This is a genomic window from Sinomonas halotolerans, from assembly GCF_039615075.1.
Lineage (GTDB): Bacteria > Actinomycetota > Actinomycetes > Actinomycetales > Micrococcaceae > Sinomonas > Sinomonas halotolerans.
In genome coordinates this window covers 105,571-121,845 of sequence record NZ_JBDFRB010000001.1, presented here as the reverse complement: position 1 = coordinate 121,845, position 16,275 = coordinate 105,571, and the positions used below count along the sequence as shown (strand labels likewise).

The following is a 16,275-nucleotide window of genomic DNA, read 5'->3' as shown; positions in this document are numbered from 1 at the left end:
GCTGCCACATCGACAGGAGACTGGACAATGCAAGATGCCATCAACAGGGGCCTGAGCTCGATCGCGGACTTCGTGCCGAAGTTCGCGCTGTTCCTCCTCATCCTCATCGTCGGCCTCATCGTCGCCCGGCTCATCGCCAAGGGCCTGACGATGCTTCTGGACCGGCTCGGATTCGACCGCCTCATCGAGCGGGGCGGGCTCCGCCAGGCCCTCGCGAAGTCGGCCCTCGATCCGACGGACATCATCGTCAAGGTCATCTACTACGCCCTCGTGCTCCTCGTCCTGCAGTTCGCATTCGGCGTGTTCGGGCCCAATCCGATCAGCGACCTGCTCACGGACATCGTTGCGTTCCTGCCCAAGGTCGCCGTGGCCCTCATCATCGTGGTGATCGCCGCCGCGATCGCGGGCGCCGTGCGGAACCTCGTCGGTGCCGCGCTCTCCGGCGCGTCCTACGGCAGGGCCCTCGCCACCGCGAGCTACGTGGCGATCCTCGCCCTCGGCATCATCGCCGCGCTCAACCAGGTGGACATCGCGGTCACCGTCACCACCCCGGTCCTCATCGCTGCCCTCGCTACCGTGGCCGGCATCGCGATCGTCGGGGTCGGCGGTGGCCTCATCGGCCCGATGAGCCGCCGCTGGGAGGGATACCTCGAGCGCGCCGAGTCCGAGGCCCGTGCCCGTACGGGTGCCGCACCGGGCCGCGCGTCCGTCGGGGCCGGCACCACTGCCGGCGCCGTCTCCGGCAGCGGCAACGTCCCGCCGTCGGGCGCCCACTCCACCGGAACCACCCCGCCGTCGGGCGTCCACTCCACCGGAACCACCCCGCCGCCCACCGTCTAGGGACAGGCCCGGGGAACGCCGTCGGGCGCCCTCCCCTCGACGCCGCGCTGCCGCGCGCCCGGCCATCCGGCCGCGCGCGGCGGTGCGGCGCTCTCATGCCCACCCGCCCTCTGGGCCTTCCCCGCCGCTGGCGTTCCGCGGACCCCGCCGCCCCTGCGCCGCGAAGTGCGGCCGCCGGATGTGCCAGTATGGGATTCCGGACCGCGCCACCGCGCGTCCCGGCCCATACCACGACGAAAGGACGCCGCCGTGCCTTCCGACCCCGCAGAGCTGAGCCCCGCGGACCTCGCCGGCTACATCGACCACACCCTGCTCAAGCCTGAGGCGAGCGAGGCGGACGTCCTGCGCCTGTGCAGCGAGGCGGTGCAGCACCGGTTCAAGGCCGTGTGCGTCAACCCGGTGTGGGTCAAGACCGCCGTCACGGCGCTCAAGGGCTCCGGCGTGCTCACGTGCGCCGTCGCCGGCTTCCCGCTCGGTGCCACGCCCACTGACGTCAAGGTCTTCGAGGCCCGCGGGGCCGTCCTGGACGGTGCCGACGAGGTGGACATGGTCATCAACATCGCCGCCGCACGGGCCGACGACCGCGGCGCACTCGTCGAGGACATCCAGGCGGTGGCCGAGGCTGTCCACGGGAGCTCCTCGATCCTCAAGGTCATCATCGAGACCTCGCTGCTCACCGATGCGCAGAAGGTCCTGGCGTGCGAGGCGGCCGTGGAGGCCGGCGCGGACTTCGTCAAGACGTCCACGGGGTTCAACGGCGGCGGCGCGACGGTCGAGGACATCCAGCTCATGCGGGCCACGGTCGGCCCGACGCTGGGTGTCAAGGCCTCCGGCGGCGTGCGCACGGCGGACGACGCGCGGGCTATGATTGCAGCTGGCGCCACCCGGATCGGAGCGAGCTCCGGCGTGGCCATCGTCACCGGCGGCTCCGGCACCGGCGGCTACTAGGACCTTTCGCACCAGGGAGAGACATGGACGAGAACAGCAAGCGCCCCCTCGAGAACAACAACAGCCTCACGGGGAGCGTCGTGATCTTCGTGGTGCTCATGGCCATCTTCCTCGTCGGGCTCTACCTCGTGCAGTTCCTCACGCTGGACACGGTGTGGCCGATGGCGGCCCTCATCGGGCTCTTCGCGCTCGCCTACTTCGTCCCGATGACCATCACGGGCGCCTCGGACTCCGGCGACGAGCACCGCTGACCCTCCCCGTTCCGGGTACACATAAACCCACCCCAGAGCGTTTCGGGTACACATAAACCCACCCCAGAGCGTTTCGGGTACACATAAACCCACCCCAGAGCGTTTCGGGTACGCATAAGGCCCGGCCGAACCACCTCGGCCGGGCCTTTCTGCACTCCACGGGGGGGGGTCTCCTGTACCCGAGATGTCGGACCTGTGGACAACTTCTGCGGCCAGCCAAGTGCTTATGGCTCAATGGGGCCATGGTCCTCCAGTCAGCCCCCGCCATTCCGCCCACTGCTTCCTACACGGTTGAAGAGGCGCCCGATCTCGGCGTTGATGAACGGAGCCTCCGCGACCGGGGCGTATTGGTGCCGAGCCGCGGCATCCGCACACCGGTGCATTCCCGCGAAACGCTGCTCCAGAGGGCACGGCCGTACACCGTTCTGCACCCGACGACGGCATTGAGCCACCTCAGCGCGGCGATGGTCCACAGGATTCCGCTGCCTTCGTGGGCCGAAGACGCGACCCTCATCGACTTGTCCCGGGCCGCACCGCCCGATCCCTCGGCGAACGACCGGCTCGGCCAGCCGCGGCGCGCTCAGGTGCGGGGGCACCGCCTCCGTCTGAAGGACGACGAAGTCGCCCTTCTCGACGGAACCCGGGTCACTACACCCTCGAGGACGTGGCTGGACCTGTGCTCGATCAAGCGGCTCAGCATGGACGATGTCATCACCGCCGGGGAGTACCTCGTTTCCGAACACGAACGCGCCTACTACCCGCGCACCGCCGTGGTGCCGCTCGCCGGTCTCCGCTCGTTCGTCGAAAGCCGGCACCGCGTTGTGGGACTCGGTCGTGCGAGGATCGCGCTCGAGCTTCTTGCGGTCGGCGTGGATTCCCCGCAGGAGTCGCATCTGCGCCAGATGCTAGAACGAGCCGGGCTCCCCAAGTTCACCCCGAACTGCCCAGTCACCGATCCCTGGGGCGCGACAATCTGGGTGGATCTGGGCAATCCGAAGTTCCGGGTGTGCCTTGAGTATGAAGGCGAGCACCACCTCACGGGGCCCCAGCGCGCGTCGGACGACGTCCGGGACCGCCGCACGCGCTCAGCCGGATGGCTCCAAGTGAAGATCACCAAGGAGGACATGGCCCGAGGCGAGGCCTTTGTCGTGGCGAAGGTCGTTGCGGCCCTCCGCGCCCACGGCTACCGAGGCTGACCCTCGTGGGCCTGCTGTCTGTACCCGAAAGGCTCCTGAGGGCCAGCAGCTGTACCCGGAACGCTTCTGAGGGCAAATAGCTGTACCCAAAACGCTCCTGGGGGCAAATAGCTGTGCCCGAAACGGTTAGGGGGTGAAGACCGCATCAATGACCTGCCCGGCCCACGCGAGGATCTCGCCGTCCGCGAGGTCGTGGCCGCCGATGGGCGCGGACTTGGGCTTCGGGACGAGCACCGCGTTCAGCGCCGGCTTGTACTGCGCCCCCTTGTACATGCGCGTGAGCCGCATCTGCTTCGACTCGGGAAGGTCCGCGGGCGCGAAGCGCACCATGTTCCCCTGGAGGGCGACGTCGGTCAGGCCGGCGGCGCGGGCCCGCACCCGGAAGCGGGCCACGGCCGCGAGGTTCTCGACCGGCGCCGGCGGTGTGCCGTAGCGGTCCGCGAGCTCGGCCATGACCTCCTCGATCGCGGCATCGTCCGTCGCGGCGGCGAGCTTGCGGTAGGCCTCGAGCCGGAGCCGCTCCCCCGGCACGTAGTCGTGCGGGAGGTGGGCGTTGATCGGCAGTTCGATCTTCATCTCGGCCGCCTTCTCCTCGCCCTCGCCGCGGAAGTCGGCCACGGCCTCGCCGACGAGCCGGATGTAGAGGTCGAAGCCGACGCCCTGGATGTGGCCGGACTGCTCGCCTCCGAGCAGGTTTCCCGCGCCGCGGATCTCGAGGTCCTTCATGGCCAGCTGCATGCCCGCGCCGAGCTCGTTGTGCGCCGCGACGGCCTTGAGCCGCTCGAGCGCGACCTCGCCGAGCGGCTTCTCGGCCGCGTAGAGGAAGTACGCGTACGCCCGCTCGCGCCCGCGGCCCACGCGCCCGCGCAGCTGGTGCAGCTGGGAGAGCCCGTACTTGTCCGCGCCGTCCACGATGAGCGTGTTGGCGTTGGAGATGTCCAGGCCGGTCTCGATGATCGTAGTGCACACGAGGACGTCGAAGCGCTTCTCCCAGAAGTCCACGATGATCTGCTCGAGCCGGCTCTCCGACATCTGCCCGTGCGCGACCTCGACGCGCGCCTCGGGCACGAGCTCGCGGATCTGCGCCGCGATCCGCTCGATCGAGGAGACCCGGTTGTGCACGAAGAACACCTGGCCCTCGCGCATGAGCTCGCGCCGGATGGCGGCGGAGACCTGCCTGTCGGTGTACGGCCCCACGTAGGTCAGCACCGGGTGCCGCTCCTCGGGCGGGGTCGCGAGCGTGGAGGTCTCGCGGATCCCGGTCAGGGACATCTCGAGCGTGCGCGGGATCGGGGTGGCGGACATCGCGAGGACGTCCACGTTGGTGCGCAGCTTCTTGAGCGCCTCCTTGTGCTCGACGCCGAAGCGCTGCTCCTCGTCGATGATCACGAGGCCGAGGTCCTTGAATGCGACCTCCTTGGACAGGATCCGGTGCGTGCCGATGACGACGTCCACCGAGCCGTTCTTCACGCCCTCGAGCGTGTCCTTGGCCTCGGCCGCGCTCTGGAAGCGGGAGAGGGCGCGGACGCGCACGGGGAAGCCTGAGAAGCGCTCGGAGAACGTCTCGTAGTGCTGCTGCGCGAGCAGGGTGGTCGGCACGAGCACGCCCACCTGCTTGCCGTCCTGGACGGCCTTGAACGCGGCGCGCACGGCGATCTCGGTCTTGCCGTAGCCGACGTCCCCGGAGACGAGCCGGTCCATGGGGATCTCGCGCTCCATGTCCGCCTTGACCTCGTTGATCGTGGTGAGCTGGTCCGGCGTCTCGATGTACGGGAACGCCTCCTCGAGCTCCCGCTGCCACGGCGTGTCCGGGCCGAACGCGTGCCCGCGTGAGGCCATGCGCGCCGAATAGAGGCGGATCAACTCCCCGGCGATCTCCTTGACGGCCCGTTTGGCCTTGGACTTGGTGGCGGCCCAGTCGGCGCCGCCCATCTTGGACAGGGCGGGGGTGTCCCCGCCGACGTAGCGGGTGACCTGGTCGAGCTGGTCCGTCGGGACGAAGAGCCGGTCCCCGGGCGCGCCCCGCTTGCTCGGGGCGTACTCGAGCACGAGGTACTCCCGCGCCGCCTGGGCACTGCCTGCGGCCCGACGCTGCACGAGCTCGACGAACTTCCCGATCCCGTGCTGCTCGTGCACCACGAAGTCCCCCGCGTGCAGCGAGAGGGGGTCGACGGCGTTGCGCCGGCGGGAGGGCATCTTCCGCATGTCGCGGGTCCCCGCGGCGCTCGACCGGCCGAGCAGGTCCGCCTCCGTGAGGAGGCCGAGTGTGAGCGTGTCGAGGACGAAGCCCTTCCCGGCGGGGGCGGTGGTGATCTCGATGATGCCCGGTTCGGGGGCGCGCTCGAGCCCGTCGACGCGGCTGCACGGGACACCGGCGTCGTGGAAGAGCTCGGCGAGGCGCTGGGCAGGACCGGGGCCGTCGGTCGCGACGACCACGCGCCACCCGTCCTTCACGCGCCCGCCGATGAAGGCCATCATCTCGGCGACGTCGCCCTGGTAGCCGCGGGGCTCGCGGGCCGCGATCGTGAGGACGTCCACGTCCAGGACGGTCTCCTCGTCGATCCCGAGGGAGGTCATGGACCACCAGGACACGCCACGGCCCTGGGCAGCGGCGCGGGTGTCGGCGAGCGTCGCGAAGCTCGCGTCCTCGAGCCGGCCGGCATGCCCGGCGTCGTCCCCGGACCCCGTGCCCGCGGCGAGGCTCACGTCGAGGGGCGCCGCCCCGCCGTCGGACGCCGTGGCCCACGCCGCGGCGAGGAACTCCTCGTTCGTGGCGGCGAGGTCGTGCGCGCGCGTGCGGACCTTCTCGGGCTCCATGACGAGCACGAGCGAGCCCTCGGGCAGCTCCCCGATGAAGGGCACCATCCGGTCCACGAGCAGCGGCGCGAGGGACTCCATGCCCTCCACCGCGATCCCGCCGGCGATCTTCTCGAGCAGCTCGTCCGCGGCGGGCAGCCGCCCCCGCAGCTTCGCGGCGCGGCTCATCACCGCAGGCGTGATGAGCAGCTCCCGGCAGGGCGGTGCGAAGAGCGAGGTGGGATGGTGCACGGAGGGGCCCGCGAGTGAGCGCTGGTCGGCGACGGCGAACCACCGCATGTGCTCGATCTCGTCGCCGAAGAACTCGATGCGCACGGGGTGGTCCTCGGTGGGCGGGAAGACGTCGATGATCCCGCCGCGCACGGCGAACTCGCCGCGGTGCGTGACCATGTCCACCCGCGCGTAGGCAGCGTCCGCGAGCGCGCGCACGACGTCGTCGAACGCCCGCTCCTGGCCCACGGAGAGCGAGACGGGGACGAGGTCGCCCAGGCCGGCCACGAGAGGCTGGAGCACCGCGCGGACGGGGGCGACGACGACGCGCAGCGCGTGCGCCGCCCCGTCACCTGCCGCTGCGGCCGGCGCGGCGGCTGTGCTGCCTCCGTTCGGGTGCGCGAGCCGGCGCAGGACGGCGAGGCGGCGCCCCACCGTGTCCGAGCGCGGGGAGAGCCGCTCGTGCGGGAGCGTCTCCCAGCTGGGGAAGAGCGCGACCGCCTCGGGCGGGAGGTAGGCGCCGAGCGCGGCGACGAGGTCCTCGGCCTCGCGTCCTGTCGCTGTGACGGCGAGGACGACGGCGCCGGGCTCGGGGAGGTTCTCGAGAACCTCGGCGAGCACCACGGGCCGCAGCCCTGCGGGGGCGGCGATCTGGAGGTCCTGGCTGCGGCGGCCGCCGGGCTTGGCGGCGTAGTCGCGCAAGCGGGCGACGGTCGGGTCCTCTCCCACGGCGCGGCGCAGGCCGTCGAGGACGGGCACGCGGTGCAGGCCGGCGGGGCGGAGCGCGTTGACGGTCACGTAAGGACTCCTCACTGACGCCGCGGGCAGCCGGGACCGGTCGGCCCGGGGCCGGCCGGTCCGCGCCACGCCAGCGGTGTCGCAGCACGAAAGCCCGGACACTGGGCAGGGTCCGGGGCTGTCCCAGCTTAGCCAATAGCATGGGGACGATGGACACTTCCCCGCGCACCCGCCGAGCCCTGGTGGCGGCCGCGGCCGTGTACGCGGCCTGCGTGGCGGGGGTCCTCCTGTGGCCGGCGCCCGTGGACCGGCCGGCTGCGGCCCAGCTCGCCGAGGCCTTCGCGTGGCTGCACGGCCACGGGCTTCCCCGCTGGCTCGGCTACCGGCAGGCCGAGTGGCTCGCGAATGTCGCCCTCTTCGTGCCCTTCGGCGTGATCGCCGCGCTGCTCGGCTGGCGCGTGTGGGCGGCCACGGCCGCGGCCGTCGTTGCCTCGTCCGCGGCGGAGGCAGCGCAGTTCGCGTTCCTCCCGGAGCGGACCCCGTCGGCGTGGGACATCGCCGCCAACGGACTGGGCACGGCCTTGGGCGCGGTGCTCGGGACGGCCCTCGGGACCGCCCTCGCGGTGCGTGCCCGTCGCACATCTGCGGACGGGTCCGAGGCAGCCTGACCCGCTCCGGCCAGCGCCTAGTATGGTTCACGGCCCGGCCCCGGCACCCCATGGCCGGAGGCGGGCTGCCACCCCCAGATCCTCACGGAAGGACCCCATGGCACTCGAAGCCAGCACCACCCTGTCCCACCCCGTCGCACGCGTCGCCGCGGTGCTCACGGACGAGGCGTTCCAGCGCCACGTCAGCGAGCTCGTCGGCGGCCGGCTCGAGTCGTTCTCCATCGAGGGCGACCCGGCCGGCGCGTTCACGGCCACCGTGGTCCGCCAGGTGCCGACCCAGCGCCTCCCCGAGATCGCCCGCAAGGTCGTGGGCGAGCACCTCAACGTCACCCAGACCGAGGTGTGGAGCGCCCCGGAGGCCGACGGCTCGCGTCAGGCCGACATCACGGTCAAGGTCGCCGGCGCCCCGGTGGACGTGGCCGCGGTCCAGCGCCTCGTGGCCGAGGGCGGCTCGACGCGCGTCGAGCTCACCGGCTCGGTGACCTCCTCGGTCCCCCTCCTCGGCGGCAAGATCGCCTCGGCGGCCGAGCCCATGGTCGGCAAGGCCCTCAACCTCCAGGCGTCGGAGGCCGACGCCTGGCTCGCGAAGCAGGCCCAGTAGTGCAGCTGCCCGCCGCCCTCTCCTGGCTGCTCATCGTCGCCGGGGCCTGGAACCTCGTGGTGTGGCCCCAGTTCCTCCGCCGCGTCATGAAGGACCCCAGGGCCCGTGATGAGAGCGGGCGTGCCACACGGTTCCTGACCGTGCACCTGTTCCTCGTGGCCGTCTCGATGACGCTCGGTGCGGCCGTCGCGGTCGTGGGGTTCAGGACGCTGCTGGCCTGAGGCCGGCGGGCCAGCCCTGCCTGCGGCTCAGCGGAACCGGCGCCCCAGCCACTGCGCGATGCGGTGGCTGGGGCGTTCCACTGCCCGGTGGAAGACGGCGGCCATGGCCAGCGAGCCGGCAAGCCCGAGAGGGACCGAGAGCCACAGGCCGGCGGGTATCCCGGCGCGTTCGAGCGTCCCGCCGGGTCCGGCCACGTGGTAGGCGGCCACGACAATCGGCTCGTGGGTGAGGTAGAGGCTGAACGAGACGGTCCCGAGCCACCCGGCCAGCCGCCCCGAGAGGCCGCGGACGGCGGGTGCCCAGTGGACGGCCACGACCACGAGGACGACCGCGCCGACGGCGCGCGCGAGATGGCTCGGGGACGCGTGCGGATCCCACATCCAGGGCAGCCACATGGCGGCGAGGCCCCCGGCGAGGACGAGCGGCCAGGCCGGCGCCGGAACCCGGGCAGCGAGGACAGCGAGCCGCTCCTGCTGTGCCGCGAGGAGCACGCCGAGCATGAACAGCGGAAGGCAGCGCGCCACGCCGTCGTTCGAGGGAGCCGCGAGCGCCAGGAGCGCCGCGACGACGAGCCAGGGAGCCCACGCCGGTGCCCGCAGCCGCGCGGGGAGCACGATCCCGAGAGCCACGTACAGCGGGAGCAGGAGCGAGAACCACATCTCCCAGCGCAGCGACCACAGCGGCGGGACCACGAGGCCGTCCGTGAACAGGAGCGTGAGGTCCCCCGCGATCCGCCCCCACGTCACGGGCGCGCCCATCGCGTCCACCCACCCGCTCCCGGTCTCGGGCCGCGGGATGAGGGCCCACACGAGGGCCGCGAACGCCACCGCACCCCACACCGGCAGGTAGAGGCGGGCGAGCCGCTTCGGGTAGTAGGCGCGCCACTGCGCCCAGCCGCGCGGCCCGGCGTCCCGGGTGAACGGGAGCGCGAGCACGAAGCCCGAGAGGACGAAGAAGACGTAGACGGCGCCGGTGCCCTCCCACGCCACGTGCAGTGGGGTCTCGACGAGCCACCACTCCCACGTGCCGGCGGAGGGCGTCCCCGAGTGGAAGGCGAGTGCGCCCAGCTGGGGCACGGTCAGCAGGAGGTGGCAGACGAGCACGACGAGGGCCGCGACGCCGCGGAGCCCGTCGAGCGACTCGAGGCGTGCGGGGGCCCGGGTCCCCGTCTCCGGCGGGGCGGGCTGGAGGGTCATCGCTGGCTGCGTCGTCGTCTGTGTCTGCATCGGATGCCGATCCTAGCACTGACCTTTACCGTTTCGTGACCTTCGGGGGTGGCCGGTACAGTGGACGCAGGGTGTGCCGGGAAGTCTGGTCGGCGAGTCCTCTGTCGACCCCGCACGAAGGAGCCCTGCATGGCGTCCGCACCGTCCAACCGCCCCGGACCACCCGGAGGAACCCCTCCCCAGCCCCGCGTGTTCGCGCGCGGCAGCTACCTCGAGTACCGCCGCGTCGCCGAGATCCTCCGCAAGGAGACGGTGGGCGGCGCACTGCTGCTCATTGCGACCGTCGCCGCGCTCGTGTGGGCCAACTCCCCCGCCGGGGACGCCTACTTCGCGCTGAGGGACCTCCATCTCGGCTACGCGCCGTGGCACCTCGACCTCTCGCTCGGCCACTGGGCCTCGGACGGCCTCCTCGCCATCTTCTTCTTCGTGGCCGGCCTCGAGCTCAAGCGCGAGTTCGTCGCCGGAGACCTGCGCAAGCCGTCGACGGCGCTCGTGCCGATCGTCGCTGCCTGCGGCGGCGTCGTGGTCCCGGCGCTGCTGTACGTGGGTGTCCTCCTCACCACGGGCTCCGAGGGCCTCAAGGGCTGGGCCATCCCCACAGCGACCGACATCGCGTTCGCCCTCGCCGTGCTCGCGGTCATCAGCACGCACCTGCCCGCCGCGCTGCGCACGTTCCTCCTGACCCTCGCGGTCGTGGACGACCTCATCGCGATCGGCATCATCGCGTTCTTCTACTCGACCGGCCTCGAGCCGGTCTTCCTCCTTCTCGCACTCATCCCCCTCGGCCTCTTCGCCTTCCTCGTGCAGAAGCGGATCCGTGCCTGGTACCTGCTGGCTCCCCTCGGCTTCGCAACGTGGGCGCTCGTCCACGCCTCCGGGGTCCACGCGACCGTGGCCGGCGTGGTCCTTGCCTTCACCGTGCCGGTGCTGCGCAGCGCCAAGGCTGGCGGGCCCGAGGCCGGGCCGGGCCTCGCGGAGGTCTTCGAGCACCGGCTCCGCCCGCTCTCCGCGGGAGTCGCGGTGCCCGTCTTCGCGTTCTTCTCCGCCGGCGTCGCGTTCGGCGGCCTCGAAGGCTTCGTGGATGCGGCGAAGGATCCTGTGGCCATCGGGATCGCCCTGGCCCTCGTGGTGGGCAAGACGCTGGGAATCTTCGGCTCCACGTGGCTCGTCACCAAGACGCGCCACGCGAACCTCGACCCGGACCTCAAGTGGATCGACGTGTTCGGCCTCTCGGTGCTGGCCGGCATCGGCTTCACCGTCTCGCTGCTCATCGCGGAGCTCAGCTTCGGCCTCGGGAGCGCGCACGACGAGCATGCGAAGGTCGCGATCCTGACCGGGTCCCTCACCGCGGCGCTCCTGGCCACGGTGGTCCTGCGCGCCCGCAACCGCCACTACGAGCGGGTCGAGGCGCTCGAGAAGGTCGACGCCGACGGCGACGGCGTGCCGGACCTCTTCCAGCGCTCCGAGGGCAGCAGCTGACGGCCCTCCGGGGCCTGCCGTTCGGGGCCGGTGCGGCTAGCCGCGGGCCTGGCGAACGGCGTCCTCCGCGGCGACCCACGCGATCATCGCGCACTTGACGCGCGCAGCGTACCGGGAGACCCCCTCGAAGGCCGCGGCGTCGCCGAGGACCTCGGGGTCCCCGGCCACGCTGCCGCGCGAGCGGAGCATGTCCCGGAAGGCCGCGACCACTTCGTCGAACTCGGCGAGCGGCGCGCCCTCGGCGAGCCCGTGGAGGACTGAGGCGGACGCCATCGAGATGGAGCACCCGGCGCCTTCCCACCGCAGCGAGCGCACGACGCCGTCCGCGACCTCCGCGCGAACGGTCACCTCATCGCCGCACACCGGGTTCAGCTGGTGCGACTCGCCGCGTCCGCGGGGCGCGCCGCCGTCGGCACCCGTCATGTCGCCGCCCTCGGTGCCGTCTGCGCTCTCGGGGGCGAACCCGGAGCCATGGCGGGCCTTGGAGTGCTCGAGGATGAGCTGCTGGTACAGGGAGTCGAGGCTCATCGTGCTGCTCCGAAGTAGGCGCGGACGTCTCCGAGCGCGTCGAGGAACGCGTCGACGTCGGCGGTGGTCGTGTACAGGTAGGCGCTCGCCCGGGTGGACGCCGTGAGGCCCAGCCGGCGGTGCAGCGGCTGCGCGCAGTGGTGCCCCACGCGGACGGCGATGCCGCGGGCGTCGAGGTACTGGCCGACGTCGTGCGCGTGGACGCCCTCGACATCGAACGCGGCCAGGCCGATCCGCTGGCTCCCATGCCACTCCTCCCCCGCCCGGGGACCGAGGAGGCGCACGCCGTCGAGCGCGGCGACGCCCTCGGCGAGGCGCGCGCCCAGCTGCTCCTCCCACGCGTGGATGCGGTCCATGCCGGTCTCCTTCAGGTAGCGCACCGCGGCTGCGAGCGCCACGGCCTGGGAGATCCGCTGGGTCCCGGCCTCGAAGCGCTGGGGCGCCGGGAGGTACTCCGCGCGCTCCATCGTGACTGTGGTGATCATGGAGCCGCCCACGAGGAACGGCGGGAGCGCGTCGAGCAGGGCGCGGCGGCCGTAGAGGGCGCCGATCCCGGTCGGCGCCAGCATCTTGTGGCCCGAGAACACGGCGAAGTCCACGTCCAGCGCACGCAGGTCCAGAGCGAGGTGGGGGGCCGACTGGCAGGCATCGAGCACGACGAGGGCGCCGGCACGCCGGGCCAGGGCCACGAGCTCCTCGACCGGGGCGAGAGTGCCGAGCACATTCGAGGTGTGCGCGAACGCGAGGACCCGCGTGCGGGGCCCGACAACCGACTCGGCCTCCTCGAGGCGGAGGCGGCCGTCGTCGTCCACGGGGATCCACCGGAGCGTGGCACCCGTGCGGAAGGCGAGCTCCTGCCACGGGATGAGGTTCGCGTGGTGCTCGAGCTCGGTCACGACGATCTCGTCCCCGGGGCCGATCGCGAGGGCGCGGGTCTCCTCGCCGCCGCGGCCCTTCTCGGCCCATACGCTCGCGGTGGCGAGGGACTGGGCCACGAGGTTGATGCCCTCGGTCGCGTTCGAGGTCCACACCAGCTCGTCCGGGTCCACGCCCACGAAGCCGGCGACTGCGGCGCGGGCGTCCTCGAAGGCGTCGGTCGCCTGGACGGCGAGCTCGTGGGCGCCGCGGTGGACTGCAGCGTTGCGCTGCTCGTAGAACTCCTGCTCGGCCTCGAGGACGCTGCGCGGGTTCTGGCTCGTGGCCCCGGAGTCGAGGTAGACGAGGGGATGCCCATGGACCTCCTGGGCGAGGACCGGGAAGTCGTTCCTGATGCGCAGGACCTCGGCGTCGTCGAGGGCCCGCGCGGCCTGCTGGAGGGTGGTCGGGGTCTTGGCCAGGGCCACGGACTGGCTCCTTAGGGGTGGGACAGCTGCCGGAGCAGGAGAGGTTCTTCATTACGGCACATCACCGTGCCGGAATCCATTGTCCCATGCGGAAAACGTGGCCCCCGCGGGCCGTCCGGAGACCGGCTCCGGACACAGAGAAGACCGCAGGCGAGCCGGCGGCGGCTGGGGGAGGAACCTTGGTCTCGGGGAGGTTCCGACGTCGCCGGCTCAGTCCTGCGGCTGATGCGGCCTCCGCCTGTCGGGACTTCGGCCACACCACAACTCTCGCACTCGCCGCGCCGGGCGTGCACTCCCGCTGGGTACTCGACTTTGCGCTGGGGCCCGGGCGCGGACTACTTGGCCCCATGCGGGGTGTACTCAGGCTCCCGGCCGTCGTCGTGCGGCATTTCGGGCGCCAGCCCGCGGTCCTCCGCGAGCGCGCTGAAAGCGGCGGCAAGCTGCTCGCGCCGCGTGACCCCGAGCTTGGCGTAGGAGCGGTACAAGTGGCCTTCCACGGTGCGCACGGACACGATCAGGCGGTCTGCGATCTCACGGTCGCTGAGCCCGGCGGCGGCGAGCGCGGCGATCTCCCGCTCGCGGCGCGTGAGCGACTTGGCCTCAGTGACCGCGGCGGCCGCGGCCTCCTCTCCGAGCTCCGCATCGCACGCGCACTTGGCCTCCCACGCGGCCTTCGCCTCGCTGCGGCGCAGGGCCCGGTCGAGAGCCCGGGAGGCCTCGGCGAACGCCTCGCCCGCGTACAGCAGCAGTCCGGCCTCGCGCAGCCTCTCCCCCGCGGCCAGGAGCGCGTCCGGCTCGCCGTCGGCGAAGGCCCGTGCGAGCTCTGCGGCCTGGCCCGCCCAGGGTCCCCTCACGGCCTGGGCGGCCGCGAGCAGCTCGGGGATGCGGTCGCGTCCGCCCGCTTCGAACCACAGGAGCTCCGCCTGGAGGGCGACGTCGCGGTGCCCGGCCTGCGCTGCTGCCCGGACACGGGCGGCGAGCGCCTCGCGCGCCGTCGGCTGGGCATCGAGGGCGCAGGCGGCGGCCGCGCCGAAGAGCTCGGCGAGCGGCCTGAGGAATGCCGCCGTCGGGACGCCGTTCTCCGCCGAGCCGGCGAGGAGCGTGAGCGCGTCCGCCGTGCGTCCCGTCCTCGCCCCGGCGTATGCCGCGAGCGCGGCGGTGAGCCCGAGGACCTGCTGGGGGTCCCGCTCGTTGAGCGCGTCCACGGCGGGGGCGAGCCGCGCCCACGCCTGGCGCAGCCTGCCCTGCCGGATGAGGGAGAGCCCCCTCCCGGCCTCAGCGGCGGCACCGACCGAGATGAGGCCCGCGTTCGATTCGGCGAGGAAGCCCTCGAGGGCCCGTTCCACGGTCTCCCACTCGCCCGCCGCGCAGGCCGCGGCAACGTGGCGGGCAGCCCCCATGCCGACCACGAACGGGTCCCTGGGCCGCACAGCCTCGAGTCTTGTCAGGGCCACGGCCGTCACGGCCATGGCACGGTGCGGCTCCCCGCGCGCCACGAGGATCTCGGCCGCGAGGGAGGCGCGCACTATCCCGGCTGTCAGCTCCTCGGGGCCGGCAGCGGCCGCCGGGCCATCGCTGGGCTCCCGCGGCGCCTCGCCAGTGCTTTCGCCGTGGTGCAGCGGTGCGGGGTCCGCGGCGGCGTCGGCCGTCCGCTCCGGCTCCCCTGCCTGCCAGGCCTCGAACGCCCCGTACTCGCCGGTGAGGGAATCGGCGACGAAGCCGAGTAACCGTGCCTCGGCGCCCCGGGCCAGGTCCGCGCCGCGCACCCCGGGCTCCACTGCCGCGCCGCGCACCCCGGGCTCCGCTGCCGCGCCGTCCTCCTGCCCGGCGGGCCCGAGGGCAAGCACGTCGCGGCGGATCGCTTGCGGATCATGGCCGAGGGCAGCCCGGCACGCGATCCACATGAGGCACCCTGCAAGATGCGGTCGGACGCGCCCTGCACTGTCCACCGTGGGTTCGAGCATCGCTGCGGCCTCGGCGTACTGGCCCCGGTTGTAGGCGACGGTCGCGAGGATCCCCTTTGCGGCCCCACGCGCGTCGGGTCCCTGCACGGCAGCGGCTGCCCGGACCGCCAGGGCGTTCTCGAAGAGCCTGACGGAGAGCTGGGCAGCCCTCAGCAGGGTCGCATCGTCCATGGCGAAGCCGCAGTCCAGCGCCCACGAGACAGCACGGAGGAGCCCTTCTGCAGTGGTGGTCTGCTGGGTCACGTAGTCGGTGGCGAACTGGCGCAGCTGGAGGGACCGAGTGAGCGGGATGAGCTGGACCATCGCATCTCCGTACACGGGGTGCCTCAGCCTGAGGAGCCCGTCGGGACCCACCGGCCGGCGGACGATCCGCTTGGCGACGAGCGCGTCCACCACCTCGGCGCTGAAGTGCCTCTCGACGAGCTCGAGGGGCGCAGGCTCGGCGACGACGATGAGGCTCAGGGCCTCCCGCTCATGGGGCGTGAGGCGCGCGAGCTGCTCCCGGGCGAGGCCGACGATCCCGTCCCCCGCCCGCACGAGCTCGCCCGTGAGGAGCCAGGTTCCCCCGTGCTGGAGGAGCGAGCCTGCCTGCCGCGCCTCCTCGGCGAGCCGACCCAGGACGAGGGGGTTCCCGCCGGCCTCGCGCCAGAGTACCCGCACCGTGGCCGGCAGGACCCGCCCGAGGAGCGTCGATTCGAGGTAGTGCGCGGCCTCCTGGACAGTGAGTGGCGCAAGGTCGAGGCGCTCGATCCCGCCGTCGAGCCACAGCTCGAGGAGAGGCCGCGGAAGGGCAGCGCCGCTCGGGGAGGCGATGACCGCCTTGGCCCAGCGAGCACCGATGAGCTCGGCGATGACCTCGCTCGAGGCCGTGTCGAGCTCGTGCGCGTCGTCGATCACGAGGAGCAGCGGCCCCTGTCCGCCGCTGCGCAGGGACTCCACCTCGCGCCAGAAGGCGCGCAGCACCGCCACACGGGAATCGGCCTCGTCCGCCGGCAGCGCTCCGAGGAAGGGGGCAAGGACACCGAAAGGGACCTTGCCGAGGGCCGGGCTGCCGTGCACGCGCAGCGCCTGCATCTCGCCTGCGAGCTCGCGCACGGCCGCGTCGAGAAGCATCGACTTGCCCGCGCCGATCTCTCCCATGATGAGCACGCCGGCGACTCCGGGCTCCCGAAGGAGGCCGAGGCACCTCTCGAGGTCGCGGGTCCTGCCGAGCGCGCTCTCCGTCTTCATCGGCCGCGTGCCGC

13 protein-coding genes are annotated in these 16,275 nt (G+C 72.5%); 8 read left to right on the top strand and 5 right to left on the bottom strand.

Annotated features, from left to right (window positions below):
* Positions 1-27 precede the first annotated feature (27 nt).
* The 4 genes from ABCQ75_RS00540 to ABCQ75_RS00525 all read left to right on the top strand — a co-directional run bounded on the left by ABCQ75_RS00540 (position 28) and on the right by ABCQ75_RS00525 (position 3,235).
* Entirely contained in the window at positions 28-840 is an 813-nt protein-coding gene (locus tag ABCQ75_RS00540; RefSeq protein WP_345882445.1) for a mechanosensitive ion channel family protein, read from the top strand.
* Between the two features lie 249 nt (positions 841-1,089).
* The gene (deoC, locus tag ABCQ75_RS00535) at positions 1,090-1,788 is read left to right on the top strand and encodes a deoxyribose-phosphate aldolase (protein WP_345882444.1); all 699 of its coding nucleotides are present in this window, start codon (positions 1,090-1,092) and stop codon (positions 1,786-1,788) included.
* Between the two features lie 23 nt (positions 1,789-1,811).
* Positions 1,812-2,039, top strand: coding sequence for a hypothetical protein (locus ABCQ75_RS00530; protein WP_345882443.1), 228 nt, complete (start codon positions 1,812-1,814; stop codon positions 2,037-2,039).
* Positions 2,040-2,281: 242 nt separating this feature from the next.
* Positions 2,282-3,235 (top strand): hypothetical protein, encoded by a 954-nt coding sequence (locus tag ABCQ75_RS00525; RefSeq protein ID WP_345882442.1) that lies wholly within the window; start codon positions 2,282-2,284, stop codon positions 3,233-3,235.
* 126 nt (positions 3,236-3,361) lie between these two features.
* Here ABCQ75_RS00525 and mfd read toward each other — a convergent pair whose 3' ends face one another.
* Complete coding sequence (gene mfd, locus ABCQ75_RS00520; protein ID WP_345882441.1) at positions 3,362-7,060, bottom strand: transcription-repair coupling factor; 3,699 nt, start codon at positions 7,058-7,060, stop codon at positions 3,362-3,364.
* 149 nt (positions 7,061-7,209) lie between these two features.
* Here mfd and ABCQ75_RS00515 point away from each other — a divergent pair, with 149 nt between their 5' ends.
* The 3 genes from ABCQ75_RS00515 to ABCQ75_RS00505 all read left to right on the top strand — a co-directional run bounded on the left by ABCQ75_RS00515 (position 7,210) and on the right by ABCQ75_RS00505 (position 8,490).
* On the top strand, positions 7,210-7,668 hold the full coding sequence (locus ABCQ75_RS00515; protein WP_345882440.1) for a VanZ family protein: 459 nt from the start codon (positions 7,210-7,212) through the stop codon (positions 7,666-7,668).
* 97 nt (positions 7,669-7,765) lie between these two features.
* A complete protein-coding gene (locus ABCQ75_RS00510; protein WP_345882438.1) occupies positions 7,766-8,269 on the top strand; it encodes a DUF2505 domain-containing protein in 504 nt (167 codons plus the stop codon).
* Complete coding sequence (locus tag ABCQ75_RS00505; RefSeq protein WP_345882436.1) at positions 8,269-8,490, top strand: SCO4848 family membrane protein; 222 nt, start codon at positions 8,269-8,271, stop codon at positions 8,488-8,490. Before ABCQ75_RS00510 ends, ABCQ75_RS00505 begins: the two co-directional genes overlap by 1 nt.
* A gap of 27 nt (positions 8,491-8,517) precedes the next feature.
* Here the strand turns inward: ABCQ75_RS00505 and ABCQ75_RS00500 are convergent, their stop codons facing one another.
* Positions 8,518-9,717 (bottom strand): acyltransferase family protein, encoded by a 1,200-nt coding sequence (locus ABCQ75_RS00500; protein ID WP_345882433.1) that lies wholly within the window; start codon positions 9,715-9,717, stop codon positions 8,518-8,520.
* A gap of 129 nt (positions 9,718-9,846) precedes the next feature.
* On the opposite strand from ABCQ75_RS00500, the gene nhaA reads away from it, so the two are divergent.
* Positions 9,847-11,196: a Na+/H+ antiporter NhaA gene (nhaA, locus tag ABCQ75_RS00495; protein ID WP_345882431.1), complete on the top strand. Its 1,350-nt coding sequence runs from the start codon at positions 9,847-9,849 to the stop codon at positions 11,194-11,196.
* A gap of 36 nt (positions 11,197-11,232) precedes the next feature.
* On the opposite strand, the gene sufU is transcribed toward nhaA, so the two are convergent.
* The 3 genes from sufU to ABCQ75_RS00480 form a co-directional block, all read right to left on the bottom strand.
* Positions 11,233-11,724 (bottom strand): Fe-S cluster assembly sulfur transfer protein SufU, encoded by a 492-nt coding sequence (gene sufU, locus ABCQ75_RS00490; protein WP_345882429.1) that lies wholly within the window; start codon positions 11,722-11,724, stop codon positions 11,233-11,235.
* Positions 11,721-13,067 (bottom strand): SufS family cysteine desulfurase, encoded by a 1,347-nt coding sequence (locus tag ABCQ75_RS00485; RefSeq protein ID WP_345882427.1) that lies wholly within the window; start codon positions 13,065-13,067, stop codon positions 11,721-11,723. The genes sufU and ABCQ75_RS00485 overlap by 4 nt, the downstream gene beginning before the upstream one ends.
* A gap of 335 nt (positions 13,068-13,402) precedes the next feature.
* Positions 13,403-16,261, bottom strand: coding sequence for a LuxR C-terminal-related transcriptional regulator (locus ABCQ75_RS00480; RefSeq protein WP_345882425.1), 2,859 nt, complete (start codon positions 16,259-16,261; stop codon positions 13,403-13,405).
* Positions 16,262-16,275 lie beyond the last annotated feature (14 nt).

Excerpts from the sequence above, each read along its gene's own strand:
- ABCQ75_RS00540 (WP_345882445.1), top strand. The coding sequence starts at position 28 with ATGCAAGATGCCATCAACAGGGGCCTGAGCTCGATCGCGGACTTCGTG.
- ABCQ75_RS00530 (WP_345882443.1), top strand. The coding sequence starts at position 1,812 with ATGGACGAGAACAGCAAGCGCCCCCTCGAGAACAACAACAGCCTCACG.
- ABCQ75_RS00525 (WP_345882442.1), top strand. The coding sequence starts at position 2,282 with ATGGTCCTCCAGTCAGCCCCCGCCATTCCGCCCACTGCTTCCTACACG.
- ABCQ75_RS00515 (WP_345882440.1), top strand. The coding sequence starts at position 7,210 with ATGGACACTTCCCCGCGCACCCGCCGAGCCCTGGTGGCGGCCGCGGCC.
- ABCQ75_RS00510 (WP_345882438.1), top strand. The coding sequence starts at position 7,766 with ATGGCACTCGAAGCCAGCACCACCCTGTCCCACCCCGTCGCACGCGTC.
- ABCQ75_RS00500 (WP_345882433.1), bottom strand. The coding sequence starts at position 9,717 with ATGCAGACACAGACGACGACGCAGCCAGCGATGACCCTCCAGCCCGCC.
- nhaA (WP_345882431.1), top strand. The coding sequence starts at position 9,847 with ATGGCGTCCGCACCGTCCAACCGCCCCGGACCACCCGGAGGAACCCCT.
- sufU (WP_345882429.1), bottom strand. The coding sequence starts at position 11,724 with ATGAGCCTCGACTCCCTGTACCAGCAGCTCATCCTCGAGCACTCCAAG.
- ABCQ75_RS00480 (WP_345882425.1), bottom strand. The coding sequence starts at position 16,261 with ATGAAGACGGAGAGCGCGCTCGGCAGGACCCGCGACCTCGAGAGGTGC.